We start from the raw sequence: 18802 nt of genomic DNA, 5'->3' as shown, positions 1-18802 counted from the left end.
ACCGCGCCTCTGACAACACTGTAGGGGGCGGTTTCCACTGTGCAGCGATGCTCCGCGAACGCGGGGTCCGAGGAGGACAACAGCCGGTGACCGACGAGCCGACCGAGATCGACGCCAACCAGTCCGCCGACCCCATCGGCACCGCCGCACCCGACAGCGTGGAACTTCCCGCGATGCTCGACAAGATCCCGTCGAACATCGTCGAGCGCGAGTACGACGCGAGTGCGATCCAGGTCCTGGAGGGTCTGGACGCGGTCCGGAAGCGACCGGGCATGTACATCGGGTCCACCGGTGAGCGTGGTCTGCACCACCTCGTCACCGAGGTGGTCGACAACGCCGTCGACGAGGCGATGGCCGGGTACGGCGACCGGATCGTCGTCACCCTGCTGCCCGACGGCGCGGTCAGCGTCGAGGACAACGGCCGCGGCATCCCGGTCGACATCGTCGAGTCCGAGGGCAAGCCGGCGGTCACCGTCGTACTGACCGTCCTGCACGCCGGCGGCAAGTTCGGCGGCGGCGGCTACAAGGTGTCCGGTGGTCTGCACGGGGTCGGTGTGTCCGTCGTGAACGCGCTGTCCAGCCGGCTCAAGGTCGACGTGAAGTTGAAGGGCAAGCTGTACACGCAGTCCTTCTCGCACGGCGTCCCGGACGCCGACCTCGCCGAGATCGGTACGTCGGAGTCGAACGGGACCACCGTGACGTTCTGGGCGGACCCGGATGTCTTCGAGACCACGACGTACTCCTACGAGACGCTCACCACCCGCTTCCGCGAGATGGCCTTCCTGAACAAGGGCCTGGAGATCGTGATCCGGGACGAGCGGCCGGACCACACCGAGGACGGCCACCCGGTCGAGCAGGCGTTCAAGGCCGAGAACGGCCTGGTCGACTACGTGAAGTACCTGACCGGCATCCGCGAGACCGTGCACCGCGACGTGATCTCGTTCGAGGCGGCGTCCAACGGCGAGAACAGCATGAGTCTCGAGGTCGCGCTGCAGTGGAGCGGCTCGTTCCAGGAGTCCGTGCACACCTTCGCGAACGCGATCAACACCCACGAGGGTGGTACGCACGAGGAAGGCTTCCGGGCCGCGCTGACCTCACTGGTCAACTCGTTCGGCGAGGACCAGGGCATGATCAAGAAGAAGGAGGACAGGCTCACCGGTGACGACATCCGGGAGGGTCTGACGGCGATCATCTCGGTCAAGCTGGCCGAGCCGCAGTTCGAGGGCCAGACCAAGACCAAGCTCGGCAACACCGAGGTCAAGGGCTTCGTCCAGCGGGTCGTGAACGACAAGCTCGGCGCCTGGTTCGAGCAGAACCCGGCCGAGGGCCGCGAGATCATCCGCAAGGCGACCGCCGCGGCGAGCGCCCGGATCGCGGCCCGCAAGGCGCGCGACCTGGCCCGCAACCGCAAGGGTCTGCTGGGTGGCGGCGGCCTACCGGGCAAGCTGGCCGACTGCCAGTCGACCAACCCGGAGGAGTGCGAGGTCTACATCGTCGAGGGTGACTCGGCCGGTGGCTCCGCCAAGGGCGGTCGGGACCCGAAGTTCCAGGCCATCCTGCCGATCCGCGGCAAGATCCTGAACGTCGAGAAGGCCCGGATCGACAAGGTCCTGCAGAACAACGAGGTCCAGGCGATCATCTCCGCGCTCGGCACCGGTATCCACGAGGACTTCGACGAGGACAAGCTGCGGTACCACAAGATCGTGATCATGGCCGACGCCGATGTCGACGGCCAGCACATCCGGACCCTGCTGCTCACGCTGCTGTTCCGGTTCATGCGCCCGCTGATCGAGCGCGGACACGTGTACGCCGCGCAGCCGCCGCTGTACAAGATCCGCTGGAGCAACCACGCCGACGAGCTCGCGTACACCGACCGGGAGCGCGACGGCCTGCTCGAGGCCGGCGCCGAGGCGGGCCGGAAGCTGCCCAAGGAGAATCCGATCCAGCGCTACAAGGGTCTGGGCGAGATGAACGCGAACGAACTGTGGGACACCACGATGGATCCGGCCAACCGGGTGCTGCTGCAGATCACCCTGGACGACGCGATCCGCGCCGACGAGACGTTCCAGACGCTGATGGGAGACGACATCGAGGCGCGGCGCAGTTTCATCCAGCGCAACGCCAAGGACGTCCGCTTCCTCGACATCTGATGGATGGGTGGTCCGTTGCCCCGGGCCACGATCCGCTGGCGCCATCGACCGACGTACTGACCTGAACGGGACGAGCTTTTCATGACCGAGACCCCCACCACTCCGGGCCACGACCGGGTCGAGCCACTCGACCTGCAGACCGAGATGCAGCAGTCGTACCTCGACTATGCGATGGCAGTCATCGTCGGCCGCGCACTGCCCGAGGTCCGCGACGGCCTCAAGCCGGTGCACCGCCGCATCCTCTACGCGATGTACGACGGCGGCTACCGGCCGGACCGTGGTTTCAACAAGTGCTCTCGTGTCGTCGGTGACGTGATGGGTCAGTACCACCCGCACGGCGACTCGGCGATCTACGACACCCTGGTCCGGCTGGCGCAGCCGTGGGTGATGCGGGCCCCGCTGATCCAGGGTCAGGGCAACTTCGGTTCCCCGGGCAACGACCCGGCGGCCGCGATGCGGTACACCGAGTGCCGGATGGCGCCGCTGGCGATGGAGATGGTCCGCGACATCGACCAGGACACGGTCGACTTCCGGGCCAACTACGACGGCAAGTCGCAGGAGCCGGTGATCCTGCCGGCCCGCTTCCCGAACCTGCTGGTGAACGGCTCGTCCGGCATCGCGGTCGGCATGGCGACGAACATCCCGCCGCACAACCTGCGCGAGGTCGCCGCCGCGGTCAACTGGGCGCTGGAGCACCCGGACGCGACCCAGGAGGAGCTCCTCGACGCCTGCCTGCAGTACATCAAAGGCCCCGACTTCCCGAACGGTGCACTGATCGTCGGCTACAAGGGCATCGACGACGCCTACCGCACCGGCCGTGGTTCGGTCACGATGCGCGCGGTGGTCGACATCGAGGAAGACGCCAAGGGCCGGACCAGCCTGGTCGTCACCGAGCTGCCATACATGGTCAACCCGGACAACCTGGCCTTGAAGATCGCCGAGCTGGTCAACACCGGCAAGATGAGCGGGATCGCCGACATCCGCGACGACAGCTCGTCGCGGACCGGGCAGCGGCTGGTCGTCGTGCTGAAGCGGGATGCTCAGCCGCGCGTCGTACTGAACAACCTCTACAAGCACACGCAGCTGCAGGACACCTTCGGCTGCAACATGCTCGCGCTGGTCGACGGCGTACCGCGCACGCTCAGCGTGAACCTGTTCATCAGCCACTGGATCGACCACCAGATCGAGGTCATCCAGCGGCGGACCCGGTTCCGCCTGCGTGAGGCGGAGAAGAACGCGCACATCTACCGCGGCTACGTGAAGGCGCTGGACGCCCTCGACGAGGTGATCGCGCTGATCCGGCGCAGCCCCGACGTCGACGAGGCCCGCACCGGCCTGATCGAGCTGCTGGAGATCGACGAGATCCAGGCCCAGGCGATCCTGGACATGCAGCTGCGCCGGCTGGCCGCACTGGAGCGGCAGAAGATCATCGAGCGGTTGCAGGAGCTCGAGGCGATCATCGCCGACCTCGAGGACATCCTGGCCAGCCCGGAGCGGCAGCGGTCGATCGTCAAGGACGAGCTCGCCGAGATCGTCGACAAGTACGGCGACGAGCGGCGGACCGAGATCATCGCGGCCGACGGCGACCTCTCGGTGCAGGACCTGGTGCCGGACGAGGACGTCGTCGTCACCATCACCCGCGGCGGATACGCGAAGCGGACCAAGACCGACCTGTACCGGACCCAGAACCGGGGCGGCAAGGGCGTCCGGGGCGCGCAGTTGCGGGCCGAGGACGAGATCAGCCACTTCTTCGCCACCACGAACCACCACTGGATGCTGTTCTTCACCACCAAGGGCCGGGTCTACCGCGCCAAGGTGTGGCAGCTGCCCGAGTCGGCCCGCGACGCCAAGGGCTCGCATGTGGCCGGCCTGCTCTCGTTCCAGCCGGACGAGGACATCGCTCAGGTACTGACGCTGCGCGACTACGAGCAGTCCGACTACCTGGTGCTCGCGACCAAGAGGGGCCTGGTCAAGAAGACGGCGCTGACCGACTACGACTCGGCCCGGCAGAGCGGCATCATCGCGGTGAACTTCCGCGAGGAGGACGACGAGCTGATCGGCGCCGACCTGGCCACCGCCGAGGACGACCTGCTGCTGGTGTCCCGCAAGGGCCAGTCGATCCGCTTCACCGCGAACGACGAGCAGCTCCGCCCGATGGGCCGGGCCACCTCCGGTGTGACCGGGATGAAGTTCCGCTCCGGCGACGAGCTGCTCTCGATGTCGGTGATCCGGGCCGGCGCCGACGAGGAGACGCAGTACGTCTTCACCGTCACCGACGCCGGGTACGCCAAGCGCAGCCGGATCTCGGAGTACCGCCAGCAGGGCCGCGGCGGCCTCGGCATCAAGGCGGTCAAGCTGAACGACGAGCGCGGTTCGCTGGTCGGCGCGATCATCGTGGTCGCCGAGGACCAGGTGCTGGCGATCAAGGTCAGCGGCCAGGTGGTCCGCAGCCGGGTCGACAGCGTGCCGGTGAAGGGCCGCGACACGATGGGCGTCCGCTTCGCCGGCGTCGGCGAGTCCGACGCGGTGGTCGCGATCGCCCGGAACACCGATCTGACCGTGAACGGCGAACTCGACGGGGATCTCGACGGCGAGGAATCCGGAGCGGCCGAAGCGGGTACACCCTCCGAAGGTGCCCAGGATGTGGACGGATCGACAACCGAATCCACCCCTGAGGGCGTCAACAATGATGACCAGCGTTCGACGGACGTCGACGGCGCGGCTACCGTCGAAGAGGACGATGCCGGCCAGGAGGGTGACTGATGACCAACCGCGCGAGGCCGACATGGCCAGACGGTGCGGCGGACAGCTCCAAGGCCCAGCGGTCAGCGCAGGGCCGGGAGCAGTCCACGCCACCGGCCGACCCGGCCTCCAACGGTCGTTCCAACGGCCAGCCGAGACCAGGTGCTCCGAACGGCCAGCGTGCCAGTGAGTACCGGCCGCAGCAGCGACCCGGCTCCGCGCCGGGTGGCGCGCCTCTTCCTGGCCAGACCGCTCGGCCGCCTCAGCAGCAGCCGGCCCGCCCGCAGCAGCAGCGCCCTGGCCAGGTTGCGCCCGGCCCGAGCACGCCTGGTCGCCCCGAGCCCTGGTCCCCCGGTGCGACGGGTGCGCCGCGAGCGACTGGGCCGGCGGCCGCGTCGTACGGGCTGACCGAGGAGCCGGCCAAGACCGAGACGTTTGGTGACCGGCTCAGCGCGGCGCGTCAGGCGGTGCTCGACAAGGCATCGTCGGTGACGACCACCAAGCCGGAGAAGACCGAGACCAGGCTCTCCGCCAAGGCCGTGAAGGCGCCGAAGGCATCGCACCGGCCGCAGACCCGCAAGGCCCGGCTGCGGATGTCCCGGATCGACCCGTGGTCGGTGATGAAGACGGCGTTCCTGCTGTCGATCGCGTTCGGCATCGTCACCTGGGTCGCGGTGTTCATCGTCTGGTCCGCGATCGGCGCGGCCGGTGTGTTCGACAACATCAACAACACCGTCCAGGAAGTCCTGGGTACGCCGACCGCCGAACCGTTCCGGATCGAGAACTACATCAACACCGGAAAGGTGATGGGATTCACCACGCTCCTGGCGTGCGCCGACGTACTCATCATCACCGCGCTCGCGACGCTCGGATCCTTCCTCTACAACATCGCCGCCACGCTGCTCGGCGGCCTCGAAGTCACGCTGGCGTCGGAGGACTGACGGCGTACCCGAGTCTCCGGTCGGGCCCTGCTCAGGCTCTGCGCGGGGCCGACCGGAACCGGTTTGGGAGAGGGGCACTTGGTGCGGTAATCTCTCCCGGGTTCGATCCCGCAGAACGCGGGCCTATAGCTCAGACGGTTAGAGCGCTGCCCTGATAAGGCAGAGGTCACTGGTTCAAGTCCAGTTAGGCCCACCACCCCCATGGCGAACCCCGATCCGAGGAGTCCCGGTGCTGAGAAAGATCCTGCTGGTGCTGGTCGCCTGCATCGGTGGATACTTCGCCTACAAGAAGACCCAGCAGTCCCGCGCCGAGAAGGACCTCTGGGCCGAGGCCGTCGACCCGGTCACCCCGGGTCGCTGACCACTACCCCCACGGGGGCGTAGCTCAACTGGCAGAGCACTGCCTTTGCAAGGCAGGGGTTAGGGGTTCAAGTCCCCTCGTCTCCACCACACGAAAAGGCCGGTCTCCACTGGGGACCGGCCTTTCGCGTGTCTCCTGCACCCTGCGCATGCGCTGGGTGGTGCGCGCTGGGGCTATTCCTCGTTGGAGAAGCGTTCCCAGGCTGATTGGCGGGTGGTGCCCAGGGTTTCGCCGATCTTGGCCCAGGTGACGGAGCGGGCGCGGAGTACCTGCACGCGATCGTGGACGGCGGCCTCGACCTGGCCGCGGGAGGCGTCGAGTTGGACCATCTCGGCGAGGAGTTCGTCGTCGGTCTTGCCGTCGAGTGGCGGGAAGGTCGTCATGGGCTGGCCGCTGATCAGTTGTTCGCACAGGACCACGCACTCGTTGCAGATGAACGCCCCGGGCCCGGCGATCAGCCGGCTCACCTCGTCCTTGGCCTTCCCACAGAACGAGCAGCGCATCACGTTGTCCGGCATGGCACTCTCCCATCTTGTCAGGGCTCCCCTGACACGCCTGTCAGGTTAAACCTGACAACCTCGGGGCGTCAACGGGTGACACCGGAGCCTGCGGTCGTCATGGTGGGCTGCATGACGGACGAGAACCCGGACCTCGAGGTGAACAGGCAGTTGTGGGATCGGCTGACCGAGGTCCACACGACCGGAGAGTCGACGTACTACGACATCGACGGACTTCTCGCGGGCCGGTCGTCGCTGACCTCGATCGTGCGGTCAGAGGTCGGGCCCGTCGACGGTCTGGATCTGCTGCACCTGCAGTGCCACTTCGGGCTCGACACACTGTCGTTCGCGAGAGAAGGCGCGCGGGTGACCGGCGTGGACTTCTCGCCAGCCGCGGTCGAGTATGCACGCGGGCTGGCGACCCGGGCGGGCCTTGCGGCGACGTTCGTCCAAGCGGATGTCCAGCAGTTGCCGGAGGAGTTGGACGACCGGTCCGATGTGGTGTTCGCGTCGTACGGCTCGCTCTGCTGGATCGCTTCGCTGGACGCGTGGTTCGGCGGAGCGGCTCGCGTACTGCGACCCGGCGGCAGGCTCGTCGTGGTCGAGGTGCATCCGTTGATGCTGATGGTCGACTCGGTGGCACCGGTGGTGTTCGGTACGGCGTACCTGGGCGGCGCCGCTCAGGTCGATCAGTGGGAGGGAACGTACGCCGGCGGAGACGTGCCCATCTCGCAACCGTCGATCGGCTATCCGCATGGACTGGGCGAGGTCGTCACGGCAGCGGCCCGGGCGGGCTTCGCCGTCGACGACCTGACCGAGTACCTCCGCGACGAACAGGAACACCGTTCAGGCGTCCTGGTTCGCGACGCCGACGGCTGGTACCGGCTACCCATCGGCGGCCAGGACCTCCCAGTCACCTACTCCCTCCAAGCAACCAAGCCCGGCCCGAGTCAGCGGGTGCGGTCGTAGATGAGGGCTAGTTCGCCGAGGTTGCCGGTGTCTTGGCGGGTGAGGGTCCACTTGGAGGCGGGGAGGTTGTCGTCGAAGAGGCGGTCGCCGTTGCCGGCGATTTCGGGGGTGATCATCAGGTAGAGGCGGTCGAGGAGGTCGGCTGCCAGGAGAGCCTTGATCACGGTGGTGCTGTTGTTGACGAGGATGTCGCCTTCGCCGGTGGCCTTGAGTTCGGTGACGACGTCGGCGGCGGGTGCGTTCACGATGCGGGTGCGCTCCCAGGGAGCCTCGGTCAGTGTGGACGAGAGGACCACCTTCTCGGTGTCGCGGAGCCACTTCGCGTAGCCGCGATCGCGCGGGTCGGCAGTATCGTCGTCGGCGAGCGGGGGCCAGAAGCCCAGGAAACCTTCGGCGTTCACTCGACCGAGCAGTGCCGTCGTTGCGCCTTCCCAGATGCGGGTGAGGTGGTCGCGGGCGACGTCGGTGACGGCGTACGGGACGATCGCTCCGAGATCACCGGGGCCACCGGGACCGTTGTACCGGCCGTCGAGGGTGAGGCTGATGTTGGCTTTGACTGTGCGTGTCATCGCTGTACTCCCTTGTCGTTGAGTTGGGTGGTGAGGTTGTCGAGGACCTGGCCCCAGCCGGCAGCGATGCCGGCGATGTACGGGACGGCATCGACGGTCGTCTCGTTGATGCGTATGTCGACCTGCAGCCGGGTGCCCTCGGGGACCGCCGCGAACGTCACGTCGTGGTCGCTGTGAAAGGAGACAACGTCGGAGTCGTCCAGCAACCTCAGATCGAACCCGAGACGTGACGATGCTTCAGCGATGTGGACCTGTCCGCGCGAGCGGTAGAGCTGCTCGCCGTCGCGGTAGTCGAGGACGGCGCGACCACCGACCCTCGGCTCGAGGATGCAGTCGGCGATCGTGACGGACGGCGGCGCCCACCAGGTTGCGAGCAGGTCCGGATCGACCCAGTGCTGCCAGACGACGTCCGGGGCCGCGGCCAGGATGCGCTCGAACGAGAAGGTCCGTCCGTCCGCCCAGCGTTCACGGTCCGCGATCGCGGATTCGGCGTCGATGGAGGCCCGGTGGCGCGCGATGACGGCTCGATCGCCCGCCTGCGCCTCGATCGCTCCGACCAGTTCACCGAGTCGGCGTTCGAGGGACCGCAGTGGCGCGGCCTCAAGGGCGTAGACGCGCCGTTGCCCGAGCGGGGTGACCGTGACCAGGCCGGCCCGACCCAGGGTCTGGAGGTGCTTGGTGGTCTGCGGCTGGCGCAGTCCGGTCAGCTCGGCCAATTCACCGACGGACCGCGGCCGCTCGGCGAGCAGCTCGACGAGGCGCCACCGCGCCCCGTCGCCAAGAGCTGATGCGATCTGGTCCATGCCTCGAAGTATTCATAACCAAGAATATTCCTGTCAATGAATATCTCGGGATGTCTCGATCCTGGCCGCTGGAGAGCTAAGGCAGGCAGAGGCAGATTGGGTGGCCTTCTGGGTCCAGGACGACACCCTCGGGCGGGCAGACCAGGGCGTAGCCGGCGTGCGGTGGATCGTCGGGACGAGGGTCTTCGTAGCGGATGTACGGCCAGCTGAGGAACCGGGAGTAGAACCGGCCCAACTGTCGCGGGCGCTCGGCCGTGATGGTCAGTGCGCCGAGGCGGATCCGTGGTGCAGCGTCCGTCCCGTCACGGTACGCGGCGGTCGAGGACGAAGGCTTCGATGTAACGGGTGCCGGCTCGGACCTCGTAGTTGCGCCAGCCCGGGTAGTAGGCCAGGCCGGCGGTCCAGATCTCGTCGCGTTCGGCGGAAGTGGCCAGCCGGGCGCGGACCGGATGGTTGTCGCCGTCGACAGAGATTTCGGCCTCGGGGTCGGCCTTCAGGTTGTAGTACCAAGCGGGATGCTTCGCCTGGCCCCAGTTCGAGGCGATCAGGCCCAGGAAGGCGCCGTACGGTACGCCGAGCACAGGCACGCACCGCGGCTGCCCGGTCTTGGCGCCGGTTGTGGTCAGTAGCACCGTCGGTACGCCGAAGACGACACCGGCCACCGTCTTGCGGCCCTTGGTAGCCCTGGCCAGTGCGCGATCGAGGTGGTGCGCCGTGCGGCTGAAGAACCATGCCCCCGTGCTGCTCGCGGCGAAGGTGCGCAGCGCCTTCTGGACGCGGTTGGCGTCGGCGAACGGCGAGGTCATGCCCCAGCATCCCACGGCACTGGAATAGCAGCAGAGAGGGACGAGTTGCGGCTGGTATGGGACTTGAGATCGGTGTGATCCTGCCGACGTCGACGCCGGATCCGTCGCGGCCGATTCTGGGCGACGTACGGGAGAGCGCCCGGTTCGCGGAGGAGATCGGGCTGGATTCCGTGTGGTCCACGGATCATCTGATCGCAAGTGGGCCGATGCTGGACAGCTCGGTCGTGCTGGCGACCGCGGCCGCCGTGACCGAGCGGATCACGGTTGGCTTCAACGTGATGCTGCTGGCGCTGCGGCCGGTCGCGTGGGCGGCCAAGCAGGTCAACACGCTGCAACTGGTGTCCGGCAACCGGCTCGTTCTCGGTGTGGGGACAGGGAATCCGGCGCATGGTGACATCGGCTGGCGGGCGGCGGGCGTGGAGTTCGCGGATCGCGGCCGGCGCACCGACGAAGCGTTGAAGGTGCTGCCGGATCTGATCGCCGGCCGGTCCGCGGTACTCGCGGACGGGCTCGAGGCCAAGCTCGCACCCGGCTCCGTCGTCCCGCCGATAGTTGTCGCGGGCAACGGTAAGCCGGCGGTACGACGGGCAGCCCGGTACGGCGACGGATGGGCGACGATCGCGATGTCACCGACAGAGATCCGGACGAACCTTGCCCAGATCAACAAGCTCGCCGCGGACCACGACCGTCCGCCGCTGAAGGCGACCGTCGTCGCGCCGGAGCTCGACGCCGACCCGTCGCGCGCGGCCGACCAACTGCAGGCCTACGCGGCGGCGGGCACCGAACGCGTGATCTTGGCTCCCTCCGGCGACTGGCGCCGCGACTACGAGTACGCCGCCAAACTGCGGTCCTGATTTGACTCTGACATTGATGTCAGGTCGTACGGTCCAGCTATGGCAGGAGTACTGATTGTCGGAGTCGGGCCGGGGATCGGCCTCGCGGTGGCGAAGCGGTTCGTGCGGGAGGGGATGAGCGCCGCGCTGATCGCGCGGTCCGAGCAGACGCTCAAGGTCGCGGCCGATGCGCTCGCCGGTGCCGAGGTGTTCACGGCGACGGCTGACAGCACGGATGAGGTCGGCCTGCGGGCCGCGCTCGATCGAGCGACCGAGGAGTACGGCGTACCGGACGTGGTCGTCTACAACGCCGCGGTCATCCGGTCGGACGCGGTCGGCGAGCTGACCGCCCGCGAACACCTGGACGCGTGGGCGGTCAATGTGGTCGGTGCGATCACCACCGCGGCGCACGTCGTACCGGCGATGGCGGAGCGAGGCGGCGGCACGTTCATCATCACCGGCGGGATGCCCGAGCCGAAGCCGGACTACGCCAGCCTGTCGCTGGGCAAGGCCGGGGTACGCACGCTGGTGACACTGCTCGACCAGCAGTACGGCGCCTTGGGCGTGCACGTGGCCACCGTCACGGTCGCCGGAGGGGTTGCACCCGGTGGGGCGTGGGACCCGGACGGCATCGCCGAGCAGTACTGGCGCCTGCACATCCAACCGCGAGCCGAATGGACACACGAAGTTCTGCACTGAGTGGCCTGGGCGAAGCCTGACCGGAATGGACCTGTCGCCGGGCGGCCGGCGCCAGGGAGACTGGGGCTGTTCGCCATCGACAAGGATCCCTGCATGTACGTTCCCGCGCACTTCGCCGCCGACGACGAAGCGGTGCACGAACTGCTCGCCCGCCACCGAGCCGCCGACCTGGTGACCATGACCCCGGACGGACTGGTGGCGACCATGCTGCCGTTCATCTACGACCGCTCGAGGAACGTCCTGCTCGGGCACTTCGCCCGCAACAACGACCACTGGCAGCAGCCCGTGCTCGGAGACGCGCTGGTGATCGTGCGCGGGCCGGACGCGTATGTCTCGCCGGCCTGGTACGCCTCCAAACGCGAACACGGCCGAGTGGTCCCGACCTGGAACTACATCACCGCGCACGTGCACGGGACGATGACCGTGTACGACGACCCGGCCTGGGTCGAGAACGTCGTACGCCGGCTGTCCGATCTGCACGAGGCGGGCCGGGCGGAGCCGTGGTCGGTGGACGATGCGCCGGAGAAGTTCGTGAGCGGGCAGTTGCGGGCGATCGTCGGCGTGGAGATCGCGATCAAGCGGATCGAGGCGAAGTTCAAGCTCAGCCAGAACCGGCCCGAGGCGGACGTCGACGGGGTGATCACCGGCCTCACCGCCGACGGCGAAGAAGCCACGGCCACCGCCGTCGCCCAACACCGCCGCTGACCCGGAGGCCTCAGGAGACCCCGGCTCGACCGCGAGCGGGCCGCCGATGGGCGTGGAGCAAATGATCGTTGCCTAGAGCACCTTCCTTCCGTGACAGTTTGTGCACGGATTGTCACGGACTGTTTGCGGGTGCGTGCAGATGTCCGGACCCCTCTGGCGAGCGTGGGATCGGACGACAGATCGTCTGATGTGGAAGAGATCGACGAGAAAGCGTTCGAGTCAGCCGGTCGACCACGGGAGGCTCCGACGAGTGCTCGAGACTTATCGCGGCATCCCACACCTACTCGACACCTGGCTCGTGCTGACCGGCATGGCACTGCCGGTCGCGCTCTCGTCGTTGCGGCGGCTGGGGGATCTGGTCCCTCGGCTGGCCGCCTTCTGCCTGCCGGCGGCGCTCGCTCTGGTCCTGGCGGCGACGCTGAGCCCGACCGCGCACCGGCTGGCGAGCGTGGGCCAGTGCGGAACACAGTTGGCCACCACCGGCGGCCTGACCTCGCTCCAGGGCCTGCTCAACGTCCTGCTGTTCGTGCCGGCAGCCGGAATGCTGGCGCTCGCCAGCGGACGCCCGGTCGACGGAATCGCGGCCGGTATCGGGCTGTCCGCGTCGGTGGAGGCGGTTCAGGCGCTGATCCCGCAGCTCGGGCGCTCCTGCCAACTGCATGACCTGATCGCGAACACGCTCGGCACGTTCGCCGGTGTCGGTCTGGTCGCCGGCCTGCGGACGCTGACCCGCCCGAGCCGCCTGGTCACCGGTCCGTACGTCGTCGAGCATGCGGCGATGATCGTCGTCCGCGGGCGCCAGCCGGCCCGCCACCGCCGCGGCCGGCTCGTCCCGCGGCCGATCCCGGTGGCGAAACCACCTAACGGCTTCCGGGCGGCGGCTCGGGCCCGATGACGATACTCCGGATACTTATCCACAGGCTGTGGATGAAAACGGGGGATAACTGCGCAACTACGCGGAGATATCCACAGGCTCAGGGGCGTACGTCCAGCCCGAGGGAGGTCGCGATGACCATCGCCTGGGTGATGTCCACCCGCGCGTCCTTCAGCTCGACCGTGAGCGGGTCGAGTGTGGACAGGTCCGATCCGCGCAGATCGGCCCCAGTGAAGTCGGCCCGATGCAGCGACGCCCCCGACAGGTCGAGATCCCGCAGCGCCGCCTTCGCCGCCCGTACGCCGGTCAGGTCCGCCTCACGGAACTTCGCCCCGGTGAACTCGGTCCCGCGCAGATCTTCACCCGGCAGCCCGGCGAACGACCAGTCGCCGCCCGACACCTTCAGCAAGTTGTAGGTGCAGTCGTCGAAGAAGCTGCCGAGCAGCTTGCACCCGGTGAACGTGGCGTCGAACAGCGAGCACCGGACGAAGGTGCAGTTCACGAACGCCGCGTCCGTGTGGGTGGAGGCGTTGAACCTGACGCCGCGGAACGTGCACTCCTGGAAGGTCCCGCCCCGGTTCTCCATCTCGGTGAAGTCGCTGTCGATGAACAGCACCCGCTCGTACGTCTGCCCGGACGGATCGGCGTCGTCCCAGTCCCGGATCGTCGACTCCGTCGGCACCGCCACGTGCCCTCGGTCTGCCATCGCTCACCCTCCACCCGCTCGCCGGAGCCCTCACCCTGCCACGCCGTACCGACACGCGTGTACGCCGAGATATCCACGACGTAGTTGTGATGGTGACGAGGGCCAACGTTCAGCCCACCGACAAATACGAGTCGCACGATGGAAGCGTGACCGGAACTGAGCGGGTGATGGTGTTCGGCGCGGGAGGTTTCCTCGGCGCCAGGATCTGCGCACTGCTCGCCGACCGAGGGGTGGAGCACCGCGGTCTGAGCCGGAGCCGGGGTGAGCCACACCGGCTGTGCGACCTGGCCACGATGCACTCCTACGCGCTGGACACACAGATCGGCATGTACAAGCCCACTGTGGTCATCAACGCAGCCGGCGCCACGCTGGGTGAGCCGGCCACCCTGGTCCGCGCGAACGTGACGGCCGTCGAGGCCCTGCTCGCCTCGGTCCGGGACAACGCCAGCCACGCCCGCTTCGTCCAGCTGGGCTCGGCCGCCGAGTACGGCGGCGCATCGCACGGCACCAGCCAGGACGAACAGGGCGAGCCCCGCCCGGCCGGCCCGTACGGCCTCACCAAACTGGCCGGATCAGAACTGGTCCTTCGCGCCCAGCGCAACGGCGCGGATGCCGTCGTACTCCGGATCTTCGACGTGATCGGGCCTGGTGCGCCGGAGAGCACGCTCACGGGCCGGGTGATCCGGGATCTCCGCGGCCGGCAGCTGATCGAGGTCGGGTCGCTGGACGTCTGGCGGGACTTCGTCGATGTGCGGGATGTGGCTGAGGCGGTGGTCGCGGTCGCTCTCACCGACGTCAAGGTGCCGCCGGTGCTGAACGTCGGGACCGGACGGGCGGTGCTGGCGCGGGACGTCGCCGGTCAGTTGTTCGAGCTGAGCGGTCAGCCGGCCCGGATCGTCGAGGACATCCACGACGGGACACCGGCGGTCGCCTGGCAGCAGGCCGACACCGCCCTGATCGGCAAGCACCTCGGCTGGTCGCCGAAGATCTCCCTCGACCAGTCGCTCACCGACAGCTGGGCCGCCCAGACCTAGCCCGGGCCGGATGGGAGGGAGAATGGCCGGGTGGAGATCCGCTCGATCAGTCTGCCCGCGCCGGATCGGCGACCGCCCGCGATGAACGAGGACCTCGTGCTGACCGGACCTGACTTCGCCGTCGTGCTCGATGGTGCGACTGCCGGGCAAGGCATCGACTCCGGCTGCCGGCACACGGTCGCCTGGCTGGTCGCGCAGTTGGCCCGCCAGCTCGCCGTACCGCTCCTCTCGCAGTCGTCCGCGCCGCTGCCCGAGCTGCTGGCCGACGCGATCGCGGCCGTCTGCGCCGTGCACGCCGGCACCTGTGATCTCACGAACCCGGACAGTCCGTCCTCGACAGTCGCGATGTTCCGCGCCGGGCCGGACCACGTCGAACACCTGGTCCTCGCCGATTCACCTCTGGTCGTCCGGGCCCCGGACGGAGCGATCACCGTCCACAGCGACAACCGCGTCGAGCTCCTGCCCGAGTACACGTTCGAGGCCGTCCGCCGGCTCCGCAACCAGCCCGGTGGGTTCTGGGCCGCGAGCACCGTGCCGAAGGCGGCGTACGAGGGGCTCATCGGTACGACGGATCGCGCGGACGTCGAGCTGATCGCCGTACTGAGTGACGGGGCGGCGCGGTACGCCGAGCGCTACGGGCAGTCGTGGGAGGACCTCCTCGAGGTGCTCGAGACGGAAGGACCGGCAACGCTGGTCGAGCGCGTCTGGAAGTACGACGAGGCAGCGCACCCGGACACCTTTCGCGGCAAGCGGTACGACGACGCCACCGCCGTACTGTGTCGACTCTAGAGTCGGGCTCTAGGACGGCGGTCGGTAGGAAGGGAACGTCGGACCCGGGTTGGTGTACCGCGGCGCGTACTGCGGAGGGGGCGGTGGCGCCACGGCAACCGGCGGCACGGCGACCTGGTCGTGCTGCCACCGGCTGACGCGGAGCAGCAGCAATGACGCGGCCACCCCCGCCGCAATGAGCAGGACCGTCGCCACGGTGAAGCCGATGGTGACGCCCAGCGCGACCCGGACCATGAAGTCCTGCAGGTCGTAGATATCGACGTATTCACCGGTCGCGTCGGCGGCGTCGGCGGCGTCGACCAGGCGGACGATCCACACGATGAAGCCGATCAGCGCGATCCCGCCGCCGCCGATCAGGATCACCCAGAACCCGATCCACGCCGCCCACCAGCCGTACAGCAGCCCGCGCACCTCGCCGGTCCGGGACGCACCCGGCTGGTCCCGCGGCTCGCTCGCGGCGACGACGTCCTCGACGATCCGCAGCGGGTACCAGAACTGCACGATCGGGCAGAACCACGACCCGATCACCCAGCCCTGCACGAGCCGGTGCGGGCGCAGGGTCGACGGCTTCGGACCGAACGGCGAGGTGATGAAGTCGGTGTTCTCACGGGCCCGCCAGAGCCACAGGATGAAAGTGATGGCCGTGCCGACCAGCAGGTAGCCGACCAGGTCGAGCAGTGGGCCGCTGCCGGTGACCGATCGAGCACCCCGGTCGATCTCCTCCTCGGAGAGCAAGCCGTACACGAATCGCTTCACGTCGTCGTACGAGCGCCAGAGCAGGACCGACTGGATCACCGCGGCGACCGCGGTCAGCCCCATCAGCACGATGCTGACCTGCGCGATCCGCCGCAACGGCCGGTACTTCGGAGGCGCCGGCGGCGGGGTGTAAGGCCCCGGTTGATGCGGATATGCGTACGGCCACGGCTGCGACATGTGCTCACCTCCCCCAGCCAAGCTAACCCAGCGGTGGGAGCGTTCAACCTGTCGCGTCCAGAGACAACGTCAGACCGCCGCGAACGCCTCCCGGACCGCAGGCAGCGCCAGCTCCCGGTCCGCCGCGGACAGGCCGATCCGCGTCCGCCGGTCCAGTACGTCGTCCTCCGTCAGCGCCCCTTCATGGCGAACCGCGAACAGCAACTCGGCGTACGTCGTCCGCAGCCCCGGCGCGATCGGCTCCAGCATGGTCGGCGCCCCCGCGATCACCTCCGGCGCCTCCACGCCGTACCGCTGGACGAACCGCGACGGTGCTCGTACGGCGGCCAACCGGACCCGGTCGGCCGCGCCCACCAGCGGGATCCGGTGCGTCAGGCACGGCCGTCGTACCGCGAGAGCGGACTGGTCGAGCGCTGTGTCGAGCGCGTCCTGCGCCATCCGCCGGTACGTCGTGAGCTTCCCGCCGACGATCGTCACCAGCCCGTCCGAACCGGTGATCACCGCGTGCCGGCGGGAGATGTCCGCGGTCTTGTGCTCACCGTTGTGGTGCCCGGTGTCGAGCAGCGGCCGGAGTCCGGCGTACGTCCCGAGCAGGTCGGCCCGGGTCAGCGGCGTCTGCACCGCATAGTTGATCGTGTCGAGCAGGAAGTCGATCTCCGCCTCGGTCGCCCGCGGTACGTCGCTCACCGGACCGGGCGCGTCCACGTCAGTCAGCCCGACGTACACCCGGTCGTCCGGCGCCGGGATCGCCATCACGACCCGGCGCAACTGATCCGGCACCGGCACGGTCAGGACGGCGGACAGCCCGCCGAACGCGGACTGGGGGAAGACCAGATGCGTCCCCCGGCTCGGGCGCAGTTTGATGCCAGAGGCAACCTGATCGGCCCAGATCCCGGCTGCGTTGATCACCGCCGACGCGTCCACCTGCAGCCGGTGCCCGGTCAACTGGTCGACCAGTACGGCGCCTCGCCCGGTGACCTCTGTCGCCGCGACCCGGGTGAGCACGCGAGCGCCGTACTGCGCCGCGGTCCGCGCGATCGCGATCACCAACCGCGCGTCGTCGTACAGCTGCCCGTCCCAGGTCAGGAAGCCACCGCGCATGCCGTCCGGACGCAGCGTCGGCGCGTACCGCAGGATCTCCGCCGAGCTGACCCGGCGCGAGTGCGGCAGGTAGTCGTCGCTGGTCCGAGCGAACGTGCGCAGGATGTCGCCGCCGAGGAACGCGCCGCGCAGTAGCGCCGCCTGCGCGAACTTTGCCTGCGGCAACCATGGTGCGACCTGCGGGACCGGATGGACCAGATGCGGCGCGGTCGTCTTCATCAGGATGCCGCGCTCGACCGCGCTCTCGTACGCGATGCCGACATGGCCCGACACCAGGTAGCGCAGACCTCCATGCACCAGCTTCGAGCTCCACCGGCTGGTGCCGAACGCCAGATCATGCTTCTCCACCAGAGCGACGGACAGTCCGCGAGCAGCCGCGTCGAGGGCGACGCCGGCACCGGTCACCCCGCCGCCGACGACCAGCACGTCGACCTTGCCGGTCGTCTCCAGCCAGTCCAGTTCGCGGGCACGGCGAGTCGCGTTCAAGCTGGCGTTGCCCACGGTGTTGAAGGCCTTCCCCGCCCCGCCGGCCCGGTCGATCATGGCGCCAGGTACCTGGTGAGCATCTCCCGGAGTTGCTCGTCGAGCATCGGGTACTCGTCCTTCGCCGCCATCACCGGCCCGGACACCGCCGAGGCCAGCGAGACGAGGATGATCTGCCGGGCGAGCCACATCGGGTCGCCGGTCCGGATCGAGCCGTCCGTCTGCCCGGCCTTGATGCCTTCCTCGACCAGCGCCAGGTGCGCGACCGTGCTGCTGCCACGGCGCTCGAGCAGGTACGGCGTGAGGAACTCCGGGTCGAGCTCGATGATCTTGCGCATCAGCGGGTGCACCCGGGTCTTCGCGACCACCTCGACCACGCCCTCGACGAGCCGGGACCGGCCGTCGGCCGCGTCCGGCTGGAACGCCGACATCAGCGCGGTGGTCCACTCCCGGGTCATCAGAGCCGCGACCACGGCCTGCACGTTCGGCCAGCGGCGGTAGAGCGTGGCGCGGGAAACCTCGGCGTGCCGGGCGATGTCGGCCATCGTCATCCGGCGCATCCCGATCGCCAGCAGCAGCTCGTAGGCCGCGTCCAGGATCCGTTCCTCGCCGATCGCGTTCGCGGGCGCCGGGCGCGCGCTGGTCTCCGGCCCTGGGTCTGACACCGAGTCGCTGCTACGCTGAGACATCACACGTCAGAGTGTATCAGCGACTTTGCCGTCCCGGAACTGTCCGTGGGAGGTGGGAGCCAGGGGGTTCCACCTCCCACGGACGCTACCTCGCAGGTGCACCGAAAGGGAGCCCACC

The 18802-nt window shown here is 68.6% G+C and carries 19 protein-coding genes and 2 tRNA genes; 13 read left to right on the top strand and 8 right to left on the bottom strand.

Annotated features, from left to right (window positions below):
• The first annotated feature begins 173 nt into the window (after positions 1–173).
• The 6 genes from gyrB to ACIBG5_RS28250 all read left to right on the top strand — a co-directional run bounded on the left by gyrB (position 174) and on the right by ACIBG5_RS28250 (position 6283).
• Entirely contained in the window at positions 174–2150 is a 1977-nt protein-coding gene (gene gyrB, locus ACIBG5_RS28275) for a DNA topoisomerase (ATP-hydrolyzing) subunit B (RefSeq protein WP_396394622.1), read from the top strand.
• A gap of 81 nt (positions 2151–2231) precedes the next feature.
• Complete coding sequence (gyrA, locus tag ACIBG5_RS28270; protein ID WP_396394481.1) at positions 2232–4913, top strand: DNA gyrase subunit A; 2682 nt, start codon at positions 2232–2234, stop codon at positions 4911–4913.
• Complete coding sequence (locus ACIBG5_RS28265; protein WP_396394480.1) at positions 4913–5833, top strand: DUF3566 domain-containing protein; 921 nt, start codon at positions 4913–4915, stop codon at positions 5831–5833. The genes gyrA and ACIBG5_RS28265 overlap by 1 nt, the downstream gene beginning before the upstream one ends.
• Before the next feature lie 119 nt (positions 5834–5952).
• Positions 5953–6029 (top strand) — tRNA-Ile (locus ACIBG5_RS28260).
• 33 nt (positions 6030–6062) lie between these two features.
• Positions 6063–6194 carry a DLW-39 family protein gene (locus ACIBG5_RS28255; RefSeq protein ID WP_396394479.1) on the top strand — a complete coding sequence of 44 codons (132 nt, stop codon included), beginning with the start codon at positions 6063–6065 and terminating at the stop codon, positions 6192–6194.
• Between the two features lie 13 nt (positions 6195–6207).
• A tRNA-Ala gene (locus ACIBG5_RS28250) sits at positions 6208–6283 on the top strand.
• A gap of 84 nt (positions 6284–6367) precedes the next feature.
• Here the strand turns inward: ACIBG5_RS28250 and ACIBG5_RS28245 are convergent.
• A complete protein-coding gene (locus ACIBG5_RS28245; protein ID WP_360438032.1) occupies positions 6368–6712 on the bottom strand; it encodes a ClpX C4-type zinc finger protein in 345 nt (114 codons plus the stop codon).
• A 111-nt stretch (positions 6713–6823) separates the two neighbouring features.
• Between ACIBG5_RS28245 and ACIBG5_RS28240 the strand changes: the two genes are divergently transcribed.
• Entirely contained in the window at positions 6824–7660 is an 837-nt protein-coding gene (locus ACIBG5_RS28240; RefSeq protein WP_396394478.1) for a class I SAM-dependent methyltransferase, read from the top strand.
• Here the strand turns inward: ACIBG5_RS28240 and ACIBG5_RS28235 are convergent.
• The 3 genes from ACIBG5_RS28235 to ACIBG5_RS28225 all read right to left on the bottom strand — a co-directional run bounded on the left by ACIBG5_RS28235 (position 7642) and on the right by ACIBG5_RS28225 (position 9838).
• Positions 7642–8229, bottom strand: coding sequence for a dihydrofolate reductase family protein (locus tag ACIBG5_RS28235; protein WP_396394477.1), 588 nt, complete (start codon positions 8227–8229; stop codon positions 7642–7644). The genes ACIBG5_RS28240 and ACIBG5_RS28235 overlap by 19 nt on opposite strands.
• Positions 8226–9032 (bottom strand): metalloregulator ArsR/SmtB family transcription factor, encoded by an 807-nt coding sequence (locus ACIBG5_RS28230; protein ID WP_396394475.1) that lies wholly within the window; start codon positions 9030–9032, stop codon positions 8226–8228. The genes ACIBG5_RS28235 and ACIBG5_RS28230 overlap by 4 nt, the downstream gene beginning before the upstream one ends.
• 302 nt (positions 9033–9334) lie before the next feature.
• Positions 9335–9838 (bottom strand): nitroreductase family deazaflavin-dependent oxidoreductase, encoded by a 504-nt coding sequence (locus ACIBG5_RS28225; protein WP_396394474.1) that lies wholly within the window; start codon positions 9836–9838, stop codon positions 9335–9337.
• A gap of 56 nt (positions 9839–9894) precedes the next feature.
• Between ACIBG5_RS28225 and ACIBG5_RS28220 the strand changes: the two genes are divergently transcribed.
• The 4 genes from ACIBG5_RS28220 (at position 9895) to ACIBG5_RS28205 (ending at position 12970) form a co-directional block, all read left to right on the top strand.
• Positions 9895–10692: an LLM class flavin-dependent oxidoreductase gene (locus tag ACIBG5_RS28220; RefSeq protein WP_396394473.1), complete on the top strand. Its 798-nt coding sequence runs from the start codon at positions 9895–9897 to the stop codon at positions 10690–10692.
• A gap of 39 nt (positions 10693–10731) precedes the next feature.
• The gene (locus ACIBG5_RS28215) at positions 10732–11370 is read left to right on the top strand and encodes an SDR family NAD(P)-dependent oxidoreductase (protein ID WP_396394472.1); all 639 of its coding nucleotides are present in this window, start codon (positions 10732–10734) and stop codon (positions 11368–11370) included.
• Between the two features lie 93 nt (positions 11371–11463).
• Positions 11464–12075, top strand: coding sequence for an FMN-binding negative transcriptional regulator (locus ACIBG5_RS28210; protein WP_360438011.1), 612 nt, complete (start codon positions 11464–11466; stop codon positions 12073–12075).
• Positions 12076–12325: 250 nt separating this feature from the next.
• Positions 12326–12970 carry a VanZ family protein gene (locus ACIBG5_RS28205; RefSeq protein WP_396394471.1) on the top strand — a complete coding sequence of 215 codons (645 nt, stop codon included), beginning with the start codon at positions 12326–12328 and terminating at the stop codon, positions 12968–12970.
• Positions 12971–13049: 79 nt separating this feature from the next.
• On the opposite strand, the gene ACIBG5_RS28200 is transcribed toward ACIBG5_RS28205, so the two are convergent.
• The gene (locus tag ACIBG5_RS28200) at positions 13050–13655 is read right to left on the bottom strand and encodes a pentapeptide repeat-containing protein (protein ID WP_396394470.1); all 606 of its coding nucleotides are present in this window, start codon (positions 13653–13655) and stop codon (positions 13050–13052) included.
• Positions 13656–13801: 146 nt separating this feature from the next.
• Here ACIBG5_RS28200 and ACIBG5_RS28195 point away from each other — a divergent pair, with 146 nt between their 5' ends.
• Complete coding sequence (locus ACIBG5_RS28195; protein ID WP_396394469.1) at positions 13802–14689, top strand: NAD-dependent epimerase/dehydratase family protein; 888 nt, start codon at positions 13802–13804, stop codon at positions 14687–14689.
• A gap of 30 nt (positions 14690–14719) precedes the next feature.
• Positions 14720–15478, top strand: a complete 759-nt coding sequence (locus ACIBG5_RS28190; RefSeq protein WP_396394468.1) for a protein phosphatase 2C domain-containing protein — start codon at positions 14720–14722, stop codon at positions 15476–15478.
• A 9-nt stretch (positions 15479–15487) separates the two neighbouring features.
• Here ACIBG5_RS28190 and ACIBG5_RS28185 read toward each other — a convergent pair whose 3' ends face one another.
• The 3 genes from ACIBG5_RS28185 to ACIBG5_RS28175 form a co-directional block, all read right to left on the bottom strand.
• Positions 15488–16411 carry a DUF4328 domain-containing protein gene (locus tag ACIBG5_RS28185; protein WP_396394467.1) on the bottom strand — a complete coding sequence of 308 codons (924 nt, stop codon included), beginning with the start codon at positions 16409–16411 and terminating at the stop codon, positions 15488–15490.
• 69 nt (positions 16412–16480) lie between these two features.
• Positions 16481–18055: a glycerol-3-phosphate dehydrogenase/oxidase gene (locus ACIBG5_RS28180; RefSeq protein ID WP_396394466.1), complete on the bottom strand. Its 1575-nt coding sequence runs from the start codon at positions 18053–18055 to the stop codon at positions 16481–16483.
• Positions 18052–18684 (bottom strand): TetR/AcrR family transcriptional regulator, encoded by a 633-nt coding sequence (locus ACIBG5_RS28175; protein ID WP_396394464.1) that lies wholly within the window; start codon positions 18682–18684, stop codon positions 18052–18054. The genes ACIBG5_RS28180 and ACIBG5_RS28175 overlap by 4 nt, the downstream gene beginning before the upstream one ends.
• Between the last annotated feature and the right edge of the window lie 118 nt (positions 18685–18802).

The organism is Kribbella sp. NPDC050241 (assembly GCF_044459685.1).
In the GTDB taxonomy this organism is placed as follows: domain Bacteria; phylum Actinomycetota; class Actinomycetes; order Propionibacteriales; family Kribbellaceae; genus Kribbella.
The sequence above is the reverse complement of the archived record's forward strand: the minus strand, read 5'-3'. Positions and strand labels throughout refer to the sequence as shown.

What these genes read in the sequence shown, in the direction of transcription:
- ACIBG5_RS28215 (WP_396394472.1), top strand. Translation starts at nt 10,732, where the DNA reads ATGGCAGGAGTACTGATTGTCGGAGTCGGGCCGGGGATCGGCCTCGCG.
- ACIBG5_RS28175 (WP_396394464.1), bottom strand. Translation starts at nt 18,684, where the DNA reads ATGTCTCAGCGTAGCAGCGACTCGGTGTCAGACCCAGGGCCGGAGACC.
- ACIBG5_RS28240 (WP_396394478.1), top strand. Translation starts at nt 6,824, where the DNA reads ATGACGGACGAGAACCCGGACCTCGAGGTGAACAGGCAGTTGTGGGAT.
- gyrA (WP_396394481.1), top strand. Translation starts at nt 2,232, where the DNA reads ATGACCGAGACCCCCACCACTCCGGGCCACGACCGGGTCGAGCCACTC.
- ACIBG5_RS28180 (WP_396394466.1), bottom strand. Translation starts at nt 18,055, where the DNA reads ATGATCGACCGGGCCGGCGGGGCGGGGAAGGCCTTCAACACCGTGGGC.
- gyrB (WP_396394622.1), top strand. Translation starts at nt 174, where the DNA reads ATGCTCGACAAGATCCCGTCGAACATCGTCGAGCGCGAGTACGACGCG.
- ACIBG5_RS28225 (WP_396394474.1), bottom strand. Translation starts at nt 9,838, where the DNA reads ATGACCTCGCCGTTCGCCGACGCCAACCGCGTCCAGAAGGCGCTGCGC.
- ACIBG5_RS28220 (WP_396394473.1), top strand. Translation starts at nt 9,895, where the DNA reads ATGGGACTTGAGATCGGTGTGATCCTGCCGACGTCGACGCCGGATCCG.
- ACIBG5_RS28185 (WP_396394467.1), bottom strand. Translation starts at nt 16,411, where the DNA reads ATGTCGCAGCCGTGGCCGTACGCATATCCGCATCAACCGGGGCCTTAC.
- ACIBG5_RS28200 (WP_396394470.1), bottom strand. Translation starts at nt 13,655, where the DNA reads ATGGCAGACCGAGGGCACGTGGCGGTGCCGACGGAGTCGACGATCCGG.
- ACIBG5_RS28245 (WP_360438032.1), bottom strand. Translation starts at nt 6,712, where the DNA reads ATGCCGGACAACGTGATGCGCTGCTCGTTCTGTGGGAAGGCCAAGGAC.
- ACIBG5_RS28210 (WP_360438011.1), top strand. Translation starts at nt 11,464, where the DNA reads ATGTACGTTCCCGCGCACTTCGCCGCCGACGACGAAGCGGTGCACGAA.
- ACIBG5_RS28230 (WP_396394475.1), bottom strand. Translation starts at nt 9,032, where the DNA reads ATGGACCAGATCGCATCAGCTCTTGGCGACGGGGCGCGGTGGCGCCTC.
- ACIBG5_RS28235 (WP_396394477.1), bottom strand. Translation starts at nt 8,229, where the DNA reads ATGACACGCACAGTCAAAGCCAACATCAGCCTCACCCTCGACGGCCGG.
- ACIBG5_RS28265 (WP_396394480.1), top strand. Translation starts at nt 4,913, where the DNA reads ATGACCAACCGCGCGAGGCCGACATGGCCAGACGGTGCGGCGGACAGC.